At 65.3% G+C, this 12,926-nt stretch carries 10 protein-coding genes; 3 read left to right on the forward strand and 7 right to left on the reverse strand.

The genetic code is table 11. The features are described 5' to 3' along the window. Positions 1 to 24: 24 nt before the first annotated feature. Positions 25 to 1,377 carry a flavin monoamine oxidase family protein gene (locus tag ACFTWF_RS05040; protein WP_378460163.1) on the forward strand — a complete coding sequence of 451 codons (1,353 nt, stop codon included), beginning with the start codon at positions 25 to 27 and terminating at the stop codon, positions 1,375 to 1,377. Between the two features lie 183 nt (positions 1,378 to 1,560). Continuing rightward, positions 1,561 to 2,457 carry a glucose 1-dehydrogenase gene (locus tag ACFTWF_RS05045; RefSeq protein WP_378460164.1) on the forward strand — a complete coding sequence of 299 codons (897 nt, stop codon included), beginning with the start codon at positions 1,561 to 1,563 and terminating at the stop codon, positions 2,455 to 2,457. Positions 2,458 to 2,510: 53 nt separating this feature from the next. On the opposite strand, the gene ACFTWF_RS05050 is transcribed toward ACFTWF_RS05045, so the two are convergent. Beyond that, positions 2,511 to 3,005 carry an acyl-CoA thioesterase gene (locus tag ACFTWF_RS05050; protein ID WP_378460165.1) on the reverse strand — a complete coding sequence of 165 codons (495 nt, stop codon included), beginning with the start codon at positions 3,003 to 3,005 and terminating at the stop codon, positions 2,511 to 2,513. Between the two features lie 69 nt (positions 3,006 to 3,074). On the opposite strand from ACFTWF_RS05050, the gene ACFTWF_RS05055 reads away from it, so the two are divergent. Beyond that, complete coding sequence (locus ACFTWF_RS05055) at positions 3,075 to 6,554, forward strand: protein kinase (RefSeq protein WP_378460166.1); 3,480 nt, start codon at positions 3,075 to 3,077, stop codon at positions 6,552 to 6,554. A gap of 35 nt (positions 6,555 to 6,589) precedes the next feature. Here the strand turns inward: ACFTWF_RS05055 and ACFTWF_RS05060 are convergent, their stop codons facing one another. The 6 genes from ACFTWF_RS05060 to ACFTWF_RS05085 form a co-directional block, all read right to left on the reverse strand. After that, positions 6,590 to 7,243 (reverse strand): winged-helix domain-containing protein, encoded by a 654-nt coding sequence (locus ACFTWF_RS05060; protein ID WP_378460167.1) that lies wholly within the window; start codon positions 7,241 to 7,243, stop codon positions 6,590 to 6,592. Between the two features lie 111 nt (positions 7,244 to 7,354). After that, on the reverse strand, positions 7,355 to 8,089 hold the full coding sequence (locus ACFTWF_RS05065; protein ID WP_378460168.1) for a glucose 1-dehydrogenase: 735 nt from the start codon (positions 8,087 to 8,089) through the stop codon (positions 7,355 to 7,357). Positions 8,090 to 8,194: 105 nt separating this feature from the next. Continuing rightward, complete coding sequence (locus tag ACFTWF_RS05070; protein WP_378460169.1) at positions 8,195 to 8,971, reverse strand: SDR family NAD(P)-dependent oxidoreductase; 777 nt, start codon at positions 8,969 to 8,971, stop codon at positions 8,195 to 8,197. 59 nt (positions 8,972 to 9,030) lie between these two features. Then, positions 9,031 to 10,662 (reverse strand): purine-cytosine permease family protein, encoded by a 1,632-nt coding sequence (locus tag ACFTWF_RS05075; RefSeq protein ID WP_378460170.1) that lies wholly within the window; start codon positions 10,660 to 10,662, stop codon positions 9,031 to 9,033. A gap of 8 nt (positions 10,663 to 10,670) precedes the next feature. Next, on the reverse strand, positions 10,671 to 11,096 hold the full coding sequence (locus tag ACFTWF_RS05080) for a nuclear transport factor 2 family protein (protein ID WP_378460171.1): 426 nt from the start codon (positions 11,094 to 11,096) through the stop codon (positions 10,671 to 10,673). Positions 11,097 to 11,188: 92 nt separating this feature from the next. Further along, on the reverse strand, positions 11,189 to 12,640 hold the full coding sequence (locus ACFTWF_RS05085) for an APC family permease (protein ID WP_378460172.1): 1,452 nt from the start codon (positions 12,638 to 12,640) through the stop codon (positions 11,189 to 11,191). Positions 12,641 to 12,926 lie beyond the last annotated feature (286 nt).

The following is a 12,926-nucleotide window of genomic DNA, read 5'->3' on the forward strand; positions in this document are numbered from 1 at the left end:
ACTGACTTTTGAGGAGGATTTGCGATGGTGGATTGCGATGTGGTCGTGGTCGGTGCCGGGCTTGCCGGGCTCACGGCAGCCAGGGCGCTGACTGCGGCGGGACGCCGCGTGAAGGTTCTGGAGGCTCGCGATCGGGTGGCCGGGCGCAATCTCGGCGGTCACCTGGCCAACGGTGTTCCGGTAGAGCTGGGTGGGCAGTGGATCGGCCGAACCCAGACCGAGGTGTTGGCGCTGGTGGGCGAGCTCGGGCTCGAGACGTTCCCGACCTACGACGAGGGCGCCGCCGTCACCCTCTACAAAGGAAAAACCACTCGATACGCCGACGAGACCTTCGGGCTTTCCGGCGACGCCGCGGTCGAAGTCGGCAGACTCCAGCACGAACTCGAGGAACTGGCCGGCACGGTGTCGTTGTCGGCGCCGTGGGCCTCGCCCGACGCCGCCGCGCTGGACCGCAGGACGCTGGACGAATGGCTGCGCGCCAACACCGACGACCCCGAGGTTCGGGCATTCTGGGACGCGGTCGTGCCCGCCCTGTTCTCCGCCGCGCCGGCCGAGATGTCGCTGCTGCACTTCCTCTTCTACATCAAGTCCGGCGGCATGATCGATGCCCTCGTCGCCACCACCGGCGGCGCCCAGGAGTTGCGCGTCGCCGGGGGCACACACCAGATTTCGGAACGACTCGCCGCCGAGCTCGGTGACGCGGTCCGGCTGAACAGCCCGATTCACACGATCACCCACGACGACAACGAGGTCCGAGTCGAATTCGACGGCGGAACGGTCGCTGCCGCGCATGCCATCGTGGCGATCCCCCCGACCTTGGCCGGTCGTCTTCGCTACCGGCCCGCCCTTCCGGGTTCCCGCGACGGCCTCACCCAGCAGATCCCGATGGGATCGGTGATCAAGATTCAGATCGCCTACCCGACGCCGTTCTGGCGAGAATCTGGGTTGAACGGGTTCGCCTTCAACTTGGACGACGAACTGAGCGTCACCCTGGACAACTCGCCCGCCGATGGCACGTGCGGTGTCCTCGTCGGCTTCTTCGAAGGCGCCCACGCGCGCAACGCCGCGCGCTGGACCCCGGACGAGCGCCGAGCGTCGGTCGTGGCGACGTTGGTCAAACTCTTCGGGTCTGCAGCCGGCGAGCCCGTCGACTACCTCGAACAGGACTGGATGGCCGAGGAGTACACCCGTGGTTGCTACGGTGGCCGACTCGGGGCCGGCGTGTGGACCCAGTACGGTGCCGCACTCGCCGAACCGATCGGACGTCTGCACTGGGCCGGCGCGGAAACCTCCGACATCTGGAACGGTTACATGGACGGAGCCGTCCGGTCCGGCCGGCGAGCCGCCGCCGAAGTTCTCGCACAACTGAATTCGTAACGAGGCGATTAGCCGCCTATCGCCCCAACGTGGCGGCCGCACTCGGAGGCGCCACGACCACCGGTACGCCTGGTTTCCGTGTGCCCGCGAAGGGGTAAGCGGAGACGAGCGCTTTTTGGGTGCTCGATGAATCATGCAGCAGTTCATGTCTATTCGAGAGAATGCCGAAAGGGGGTAACTTGAATGGCCGACCAGTACGCGCGGCAGGATCCCAGCACGCAGTACCCCGCTCCTGATCGCGAGAATCAGCCCGAGTTGCAGCATCCGGGACTGACCACCGAGATGGTGACCGCCCCGGATCACGGTGAGGACACGTATCGAGGAAGCGGTCGGCTCGAGGGCCGTCGCGCCCTGATCACCGGCGCGGATTCGGGTATCGGGCGAGCGGTGGCGCTCGCGTTCGCGCGTGAGGGTGCCGATGTCGTCGTCAGCTGTCTCGACGCGGAGGAGTCGGATGCGCAGGAGACGAGGAGGCTGGTGGAAGCAGCCGGCCGGAAAGGCGTCGTCGCAACCGGAGATATCACCTCGGAGGCGCACTGCCAGAGCCTCGTAGACCTGACCGTCCATGAATTCGGGGGCCTGGACATCTTGGTGAACAACGCGGCCTTTCAGATGGTGCAAACGGGTGGTATCGCGGACGTCACCACCGAGCAGTTCGATCGGGTCCTGCGGACGAACCTCTACGCTCTGTTCTGGTTGTGCAAGATGTCCCTCGAAGTCATGGAGCCCGGCTCGACCATCGTGAATACGTCCTCGATCCAGGGGATGAATCCTTCTCCGGGCCTTCTCGACTACGCCACCACGAAGGCGGGGATCATCAATTTCACCAAGGGGCTGGCCGCTGATGTGGCGAAAAGAGGCATCCGGGTCAATGCCGTGGCACCGGGGCCGATCTGGACGCCGTTGATTCCCGCGACCATGCCGGCCGACGGCTACCGGCAGTTCGGGGACGACGTGCCTCTGGGGCGGCCCGGTCAACCGGCGGAACTCGCGCCCGCATATGTGTTCCTCGCATCCAGCGAATCCAGCTACGTCACAGGAGAAGTCCTCGGCGTCACTGGCGGGGTGCCCTTCACCTGAGCGCCCCGGAAGGCAGTCTCGAGTGTCTTCGCTGACATCTAATGCGCACGGTACTAGGTTGTTTCGACCCGAGCTACCCGCCTGAGCGCTTCGGCGACGTCAGTTGGCAGTGGACGCGACCGGGCTGACGCGAGATCGACGTTGACATAGGTGTTCTCGACCGTCGCGACGATGACCTCGTCACGCCGCAAAATGATGCGTAGGTGGAAGCTCGACGTTCCGACGCGGGTCGGAACCGTGTCGGCATCGATGACGTCATCGAAACGACAGGGACTCACAAAGGCGATCTCGCTCTTGACGACGGACGGATCCGTCCCCTCCGCAATGAGTGTGTCGTACTGCCATCCGAGCGAACGGAAGAATTCGGTCATCGCGATATCCGCGATTTCCAGGTATCGGCTGTTGAAGAGATATCCCTGCTGGTCGACCTCGTGATACCGAATTCGGTGGGAGTACACGACCGTGATCGTACCGCGCCGAGGGGCAAGCCCTTCACGGCTGTCTTCGCCGCATCGCTGGGTCCATTGCGCCCCCACTACCGGGCTCATGTCGATGTTCTCGACGCGACAGCCCTGCGGTCTATCCTGAGTAGAGCGTGTCAGAGGTGGTGCAGGCCGATGGCGGATGACCCGTGGGTGACGCAGCGTGAGCCGGATATCGTGGTCGAATTGGCCGCCGCCGGCTTCGACGAGGCCGAGGAGATCGGACGCGGAGGGTTCGGAGTCGTCTACCGGTGCCTGCAGGAGGATCTCGACCGCACGGTCGCCGTCAAAGTCCTCACTTCGGACCTCGACCCCGAGCATCTCGCCCGGTTCGTGCGTGAGCAGCGGGCGATGGGCCGCATGTCGGGGCATCCGAACATCGTCGACCTGTACCAGGTGGGCGTGACGCGCCGGGGCCGCCCGTTCCTGGTGATGCCGTACCACTCCCTCGGTTCGCTCGATGCGCAGATCCGCCGGTCGGGACCGATCGGGTGGGCGCAGGTGCTGCGGCTCGGCATCAAGATCGCGGGGGCACTCGAGACCGCCCATCGCGGTGGCACCCTGCACCGCGACGTCAAGCCCGCGAACATCCTTCTCACAGACTACGACGAGCCGCAACTGACCGATTTCGGCATCGCCCGGATCTCGGGTGGTTTCGAGACGACGACAGGAACGATCACGGGTTCGCCCGCGTTCACCGCGCCCGAGGTGCTCGAGGGTCGTCCGCCGACGGTCGCTTCCGACGTGTACAGCCTGGGATCAACCTTGTTCTGCGCATTGACGGGCCATGCGGCGTTCGAGCGGCACACTGGCGAGCAGGTGATCGCCCAGTTCCTGCGGATCTCTCGACAGCCGATCCCCGACCTGCGGGACTCCGGTATCCCGGACGATGTGTGCGCAGCCGTGGAGCAGGCTATGACCCGCAGCCTGGAGGACCGGACCGCGGGAGCCGCCGAGTTCGGTAACCGGCTCCGCGAAATCGAGCGCGTTCATGGCCTTGCCGTCGACGACATGCAGATACTGGCACGTGCGAGAGGAGATAGTCCGGATCGAGAAGCGGGGGCCACGGTCGCCGCATCCGTTCATCGCCGTCCCGATGTGCTGCATTCGTCACCCACTCCGCCGGCACCGGTGACGAAGTTCCGGCCACCCACGACGAGCCGCCCCCTCGTGCAGCGCCACCGCCTCCTGGACGTGCTACGAGACAGTCGGGATCGTCGACTGATCCTTGTGCACGGTCCCGCCGGCTTCGGCAAGAGCACCCTGGTGGCGCAGTGGCGAGACGAGCTCCTCGCGAACGGCAACGTCGTGGCCTGGCTGACCGTCGATGGCGACGACGACAACGTGGTGTGGTTCCTCTCGCACCTGGTGCAGGCGATCGGGCGGGTACACGCGGAGGTCGTCCAGGATCTGGGGCACGTTCTCGAGGAGAACGGGCGAGCAGCGGAGCGATTCGTATTGACCGAACTGATCAACCGTTTGCACAACCGCGATGACACGATCGTGATCGTCATCGACGACTGGCACCGAGTCACCGCACCCGAATCCACAGCTGCGCTCGAGTTTCTGCTCGACAGCGGCTGCCACCACCTGAAGCTTGTGGTAGCCAGTCGCAGCCGGACCGGACTGCCGCTGAGCCGAATGCGGATGCACGATGAGCTGCGAGAAATCGACGCTGCATCACTTGGCTTCGACCCTGACGAGTCACGGGAATTCTTCGCGAACCGGGTGCAGGAGGCGCACCTGACGGACACGGATATCGACTACTTACGGGAGTCGACCGCTGGGTGGATCGCAGCCCTGCAGCTCGCGTCGTTGACGTTGCGGGAACGATCCGGTGCCGGCACAGGAGAACTCGGTTCCGCCGCGCCGTTCTTGCTCGAGCAACTCCGCGGTGACACCGACGCGCTGGGCGAGTACCTCGCCGAGAACGTCCTCGACTCCCTCGAGCCGGACATGCTCGACTTCATTCTCGCGACCGCGGTCCCCGAACGCGTCTGCGGAGAACTGGCCTCGGCACTCGCGGACGTCGCCGACGGCCAGGCACGGCTCGAACGCGTTGTCGCCCGCGACCTGTTCCTGGGCCGGGCAGGCGACGACCGCCGGTGGTACCGATACCACCATCTGTTCGCCCAGGTACTTCGCCAGCGGCTCGAACGGGACCATCCGGGACGAACGACACAGCTGCACCGGATTGCCTCCGGATGGTTCCGGCAGCGGCACCTATTAGGCGAGGCGCTCGATCATCTTCTCGCTGCAGGCGATAGAACTGCAGCAGTGACGCTGATCGAAGACGAGAGCTACTACCTCCTGAGCAGGTCACAGATGTCGACGCTCCTCGGCCTGATCGCGAAACTACCGGCCGATCTAGTCTCTGCCAGTCCCCGACTGCAGCTGGCAACCGGATGGGCGAACGTCGAACTGCAGCGGCTCGACTTAGCGCGCGAGTCACGGCGCCGAGCCATCGAGTTGATCGATGCTCTCGCGTTACCCGAGGACCGGAGAATTCAGTTGCGCGTAGAAGTCGATGTCCTGCAGGCCTCTATCGAGAGCGCGCTCGAGCGCACATCCGGCGTCAAAGACCTTGTTGCGGAATGCCTCACCAACGCTCCCGAGCATCATCCCTTCGTCGTCTCGATGGCCGCCCTGATCGACACGATCATCGATCTCTACGAATTCCGGTTCACAGACGCGTACCGCAGACAGACGTGGGCTGCTCCCTACCACAGCCGAGCGACCGGCCCCTACGCCGTCGCCTACGGATACTGCTACGCGGGACTCGCCAAGATCGAGCAGCTCGATCTCGCCGGCGCCCTGCAGCTTTACCATCAAGCGCTCGACCTCATCCAACAGGCAGGCAACACCCAGTCGCACCATGCTCGCCTCGCGCGCGTGCTCCTTGCAGAGATCCTGTACTGGCGGAATGAGGTGTCTGAGGCTGAAGAGTTGCTGGGGGAGACGTCCGACGTCATCGCGCTCGGTGGTGCCCCGGACTTCATGATCCGGCATTACTGCCTGAATGCGCGGATTCTGGTGATCCATGGCGACTCGGTGAGCGCCGCAGCCGAACTCGACGCCGGTGCCGCCACCGCCGAGGCATTGACCCTGCCGCGGCTGCGAGCTGCCGTCGACAACGAACGCGTCCGACTCGGGTTACCACCGCGACCTGGATTTGTCGCCACTTCACGCCGAAGCCCTGTGTCGACAAGCGGAATCGAGCAGTCCACTGCGCAACTCGAGGACGAGACGGCGATCATGCTGCTCTTGCGAAGCGGCACGCCCGAGGAGATCGGGATCGCCCACACCCGGGCCGAGGAGTGGGTCCACGCGCTCGACGGCTCCGGTCGTGAACTGGCCGGTCTCCGCGCGGGCCGTTTGTTGGTGTCGTGCCTGTGGGCGGCCGGCCGTACCGACGACGCCAAGGCAGCACTGCTCCCGATTGCAGCCATGTGTGCCCGCCGCGGGCTGATCCGCTTCCTCCTCGGGGGTGGCCAACGAGTCGTGGACACCCTCGTCGCGCTGTTCCGCGAGGACAAACCCGACCTGCCCGCGACCTTCATCGACCAGACCGTGGCTGCCATCGCGCTCGGTAGCGGAACTGAACGTGATAGCTGAGTTGTATTCGGCCTCAGAACTGTTCCGGCGGCGGCTCAGGTGAGAAGGACGAATCCTTTTCCCCGGATGGTGCGGAGGATGGATGGGGCTCCTACGGCGGCGAGTTTGCGGCGGATCGACCAGATGTAGGCGTTGAGAACGTTGGTGGTGGATTCGCAGGTGACGCCCCAGACGACCATCAGGAGGTGGCGGCGGTGGACGATGTCGCCGCGGTTGCGCAGGAGCACGGTGAGGATCCTGCGTTCCGTCTCGGTGATGTCGGTCCGCAGTTCGTCGTTGACGATGGCGTTGGTGCGGGTGCATAGCGTGAGCTCCGGGTCGAGGTGCTCGGGTAGGAGAGGTGTGCGTCGATCCCACTGCGTGCGGCGCAGGTTCGATCGGACCCAGGCGACGAGTTCGTCCACCCCTCTCGAGGAGTCGAGTACGTGGTCGGCGCCGGCGTCGAGGAGATCGACTCGGTCTTCCGTGGGTGACCGGCTGATGATCAGGATGCCGCCGGTGAATCGGGTCGCGCGCAGCGCCTCGATGACGGCTGCGCCTCGCTGGGCGATCGAGCGGACATCGATCAGTTCGACAGAGTCGGGAAGCGCGTAGTGTCTGGTGAGTTGTTGCGCGATGAGGCGATCGGCGACGGTGTCGATGAGCACGACGCATGCGGGGGTGTGGCGTGATGCCGGAGGCGCGGGCATGGGCGGCTCCTGGTGGAGGGTCGTCGATCATGCGTGAGTGCTGGTAGCGGTCCGCAGGTGCGGGGTGATCGACGATGGGAAGGGGCGGGACCGTTCTTCGTGAGTGTGAGGTCAGGGTACGGTGTAGCCTCCGTCGATGACGTGGTCCGCGCCGGTTGTGTACGCGGACTCTTCCGACGCGAGATACAGCGCGAGGTAGGCGATTTCTCGAGGATCGCCGAACCTGCCGAGGGGTGTGGTCTCGACGGTGAGATGCAAGTCCGCGATCATCCGAGTGTTGACCTCGCCGGGAAGAATGGCGTTGACCCGAATGTTGAAGGGGGCAAGCTCTAATGCCGCTTCCTTCGTCATACCCCGTACCGCCCACTTCGATGCGGCGTACGCGAAGTTGTCGGTGATACCGACTGCTCCCGCGGAGGAGGAGATGTTGATTATGGAACCGCGGCCGACTTCCTTCATGCTCGGAATGACTGCCTGCATTCCGAGGAATGTGCCGATCTGATTGACCTCGATCACCTTTCGGAAATCGGTGAGTGTTGCGGTCTCGACGGTATGTGAGAGGAGGATCCCGGCGTTGTTGACGAGTACGTCGATCGGCCCGAAGCGTGACCGGGTCGTCTCGGTCAGAGCGCGCCACTGGTCGGGATCGGTGACATCCAGTTGCACGAAGTGGGCCCTGTGCCCCAGCTCCTGAGCCAGGCGGATGCCCTCACTCTTGTCGACGTCGGCGATGACCACACAGGCGCCGTGTTCGGCGAGCAGCCGTACATGTGCTGCCCCCATGCCGTGGGCGCCGCCGGTGACGACCGCGACCTTTCCGGTGACCCGTCCTGGCGTGTCGAGCACTGTGTTACGTCCTTTCTGGAAGGTGTGAGTAAGCGGTCGTTGCGCCCCACCCACACCTCCTGGCCGTGTCCGGTCGGGCAGGAGGTGTGGGTGGGGCGGGTGCCCCTAGATCGGGTTGCGGGCGGCGGTCAGCCAGCCGCCGTCGATGACGAAGGCCTGGCCGTGGATGAAGTCGGCGTCGGTGCCGGCGAGGTACAGCGCGAGCCGAGCGATCTCCGACGGCTGAGCCCAGCGCTGCGCGGGGGTGCGCATGATTTCGGCGTCCGAGTCGGGGAGGGTGTCCGAGCCCCCCTCCGGCACGGTCAGGCCGGTGAGGGTGGCGCCGGGGCAGATGGCGTTGACCCGGATTCCGAGCTTGCCGTAGTCGAAGGTCAGCTGCCGGGTGAGGCCGAGGACACCGTGTTTGGCTGCGGTGTAGGCGGTGCCGCCGCCGGCCGCGCTGAGCGAGGAGATGGAGGCGGTGTTGATGATGATGCCCTGGGAGCGGCTGAGCATGTCGGGAATGACAGCGCGTGCCATGAGGAAGGGCCCGGTCAGGTTCACTGCCAGGTTGCGGTCCCATTCGTCGATGGAGATTTCGTGTGCCGGGCGGAAGCTGTCGATGATGCCGGCGTTGTTGCACAGCACGTCGACTCGCCCGGCCCAGTTCAGCACCTGCCGTACCGCGGCCGTCACGGACTCCTCGGACGAGACGTCGACGGCCACTGCGATGGCGCGGTCCGGGGTGTCGAGTGCAGCAACGACCTCTTTCGCCTTGGGTTCATTGATGTCGAGGGCGGCGACGCGCGCACCGGCGGCGACGAACTCCTCGACCATGGATCGTCCCATGCCGGAGCCGGCTCCGGTCACGATCACGACTTTGTCGTCCATGGACTGTGTCATGATGTCTTCCTTCTTTCGCTGGGTGTGGAGAGTGTCTGGGGGTTTCGACACGGATCCGCTCAGGCGAGCGGTGGTGTCATCGGTGTGTGCGCGGCGTCGACGCCGCTCGCCGGCACGGGATGCACTTGGCATTCGAGACACAGGGGAGTCTCGGGATGATCTGCGGGCGTGTCTATTTCGTAGGTGGTGTAGTGGAGACCGCAACTTGCGCATCGGGTACGGGTGCCCCACAGATCGCCCACGGAGTTCCGCAGGTCCGCACGATCGGCGTCACTCGCAGTGGATGATCGCCGCCGCAGCGCGGGTACCTGTGTCAAGTACAAGGCGACGCTGGCGACCAGCGAGATCAGGGGAGCCAACTGCGACACCGCGCCCGAGCCGAGTTCGAGCGCCGCCAGGCCGACCGCCGCGGAGGCCACCCAGACCGCGAGTCCGCGAGCCACGCCGGGCAGCCGGCTCGCGCGGATCTCGGGGTCGCGGGAGACGACGAGCAGGTGCACGACGAAGATGCCGACCCACGAGACGGTCACGATGCCTTGCCAGGCGAGCGCGGTGGCGATGTAACTGAACACGTTGGTCAACATCAACAGGAAGGTCACGATCGCCAGGAGCACGACCCAGACGCGACGCGGCAGGTTGCGGGTGGAGAAGTGGCTGACCACGCGTTCGAGGCACATGCTGGCGACGTAGAAGTTCGCGGAGTTGATCCGGATCTGGCTGACGAGGACGACGATCAACCCGGCCAGCCCGAGGGAGGCCACGATGCCGGTGGTGACGGCGGATTCGGCGACCGTCGCGTTCGGTGCGGCCAGCGCCACGATCGCGATGCCGGCGAGCCCGTTGAATCCGTAGGCGACGAGGTAGAAGAGCCATCCGAAGGTGATGTGCGCGTGGAACCGTCGGTCTTCCGGCCGTCCGAAGCGTGCGAACTCGGGGGTGTCGGCGAACAGGAGCCAGTTGCCCATGAACAACACGAACGTGGTCAGCCATTTGGGGACGGAGCCGGATCCGACGATGTCGGGGGTCGTGGTGAACCAGTCGCCGCTCCATCCGAAGCGGAGACCGGCCGCGACGACCGCGGCGGCGACACCACCGATGTAGATCGGCAGCGACCAGGTGTTCAGTTTGTTCAGCCAGGTCTGCATGCCGCCGAGCATCAGCGGCAACATCGCGATGATGACGATGGCGTACCACACGCGAATGTCGAACACCTGGAAGTAGGCCTGCAGTGCCGCGGCCATGACGCTGGACTCGAACACGGCGTAGTAGAGGCCACCGAGACCGCAGATCAGGGGTGTCAGTGCGGCACCGCGCACCCCGAACATCTCGCGGGTGAGCAGCATCGAGTTCAGGCCGCGCCGGATCGAGGCGTTCGATGCGAACGCACCGAGGACCGAGTAGACGACGATGACGACGGCCAGCCCGATCAGCGCCTGCTGCGTACCTGCCAGGGACGCGGCGAGCGCACCGTAGTACAGGAACGCCATGGCGCTGGCGATCGACCACCAGCTGCCGAGGACGTTGATCCGCGGCTGGCGGGCGGTGAGCGGGACGACGTGATCGGTGTAATCTTCGTGTTCCTGCTGGGCGACGACGCGGGGATCGTCGAGGTGCTGGATCGCCCATCCTTGCGGGGCGGAGGTCCGATCCGGATCGGCCGCGGCCGCCGCGGGTTCGTGAGGGGTGGACATCGAGGCGCTCAGTGCCGGCCGGCGGGAACCGGGGTGAGGTCGCCGAAGAAGGCTTCGACCTCGGGCTGGTTCATGTCGGCGAAGCGGCATTCGACGATCTTGTCGCCAGACACTCGGTAGTAGCCGAGGCGTTCGGTGGTCACCGAACGGTCACCGCGACTCCACTTTTCGTGGACGAGCAGCAGGACGCCGTCCTCGCCGACGAGAAGGGTGTCGTTGCCGACGACGTCCCAGCTGTCGGTGTACGCGGCGACGCGGCTGACCCAGTTGCGGACGAATTCTTCGCGGCTGTGGAAGACACCGGCGAGGGGGCCGTCACCGCCCATGTGGACGACGAGGTCGGTGGCGTAGAAGTCCATTCCGGCTTCTTGGTCGCCGGGCTCCCACGCATCGTGGTAGGCGTGCATGACGCGTTCGGTGTTCTCGACAGTCATCGATTCTCCTTGAAAAGTCCGTCCGACAACGCAATGAGGGCCGGAATGGGTGTGGGTATCAGAAGGGAGTTGTGCCGCAGTGGGCGGCGGGTTCAGCGGTCTTGGCCGCCGAGCCGCTCGAAATCGGCGGGTCGTTTCGCCTTCATGACGGCCGCGGTGACCAGACCGGCCACGAACGCGGCGCCGAGCACGGCCAGCAGAATGGAATTGCTGTCGGATTCGCCGGCGACGAGTTCGAAGTTCGCGAGAGCGAAGGTGACCAGCGCGGTCATGGCGACGGCCGAGATGGTGGGTGCGACGAGGGTCGCCCAGGCGCCTTCGCCGGTGTCCTTGCCGTTGCGGCGGAACCAGGCCACCACGGCGACGCTGACGAGGGCCATGAGGATGAAGACGCCGGCGTTGCCGAGACCGGCAAGCTGAGCGTAGGCCATCGACGGGTCGCTGCCGGCGACGGCGAACAGTCCGACTCCGACCAGGACCAGCGCGGAGATGGCCATCGACGCACGGTAAGGGGAGCGGTGTCGGCCGTGCACGGCGCTGAGTGCCGTGGGCAGGGCGCCGTCCGCGCTGAGGTTGAACAGGTACCGGGTGGAGGCGTTGTGGATGGACAGAATGGATGCGAGCACCGCGGTGATCACGAGGGTGGTGGCGACGTTGCTGAACCAGACGCCGACGTACCGGTCGGCGGCGATGCCGAACATGCCCGCGGCGTCGCCCGTCGCCACGTTCTGGGCGTCACTGCCGAAGGCGGTGACCATCACCCAGACGGTGACGGTGTACAGGATGCCGATGAACAGGACAGCGAGGTAGGTGGCCCGCGGAATGGTCCGGTTCGGGTCGCGGACCTCGTCGCGGTAGAGCGCGGTCGCCTCGAACCCGATGAACACCAGCATGGCGAAGAGCAGGCCCACCCACACCTCGCCCCCCGCGAAGTCGAAGACGTTGAACGGTTGCAGGTGCAGGCCGGACTCCCCGCCCTGGCCGACGATGGCGACGTTGAAGATCATCACGATGGTGACCTCGACGAACATCACCCACATCAGTACCTTCGCGGACACGTCCACGTTGAAGTAGCCCAGGATTCCGACGATCACCCAGAATGCCAACGCCCCCAGCCACCACGGGATCACCGGTCCACCCCATTTCGCGATGAGGTCGGTGACGGTCAGGCCTGCGAAGCAATACACACCCATGCCGATGACCGAGTACGACAGCGTCGCAAGGAACGCCGCAGCCAGGCCCACGTGTCGGCCCAGGCCCTCGGAGATGTAGGCGTAGAAGGCGCCGGGACGGGGCATGTGCTTGGTCATCGCCATGTAGCCCACCGAGAAGATCAGCAGGACCGCGGTCACGAGGACGAACGCCACGGGTGCGGTGTTGCCCGAGGCCATGATCGTCAGGGAGAAGTAGCCCGCGAGGCAGGTCAGGGGAGACGAAAACGCCAGGACCGACAGCACCAGCTGGGTGGTGCTCATCTGACCGGAGAGGCGGCTCGCCGAGCCGTCGCCGGATACCGGCGTTTGAGTCGTGCTGGGGGATTCCATTGCGTTCTTCACTTTCCTGAGGGCCGCAGACGAAGATCCGATGTGACCTAAGTCATATAATGGTCATTAAGGAGTCGGTCTGTCAACCCCTGAATTCCAGGGGATTGTCGGGGGGATTTGCGACAAGGGGAACCGGTGGGGTGGCCGCGCGGTGCAACCGTACCGGGTTTCGGCGTGATGCGCGCCGGGAGTCTCTGGCGAGTGTCGTTAAATTGTTGTTACACAACATTTTAGAAGAGCAATACAGAAGAGTCCGTCCCGCAGTCCGGGAGGCGGTCACCGGCGT

The sequence above is a fragment of the Rhodococcus sp. NPDC056960 genome, from assembly GCF_042674125.1.
GTDB lineage: Bacteria > Actinomycetota > Actinomycetes > Mycobacteriales > Mycobacteriaceae > Rhodococcus_F.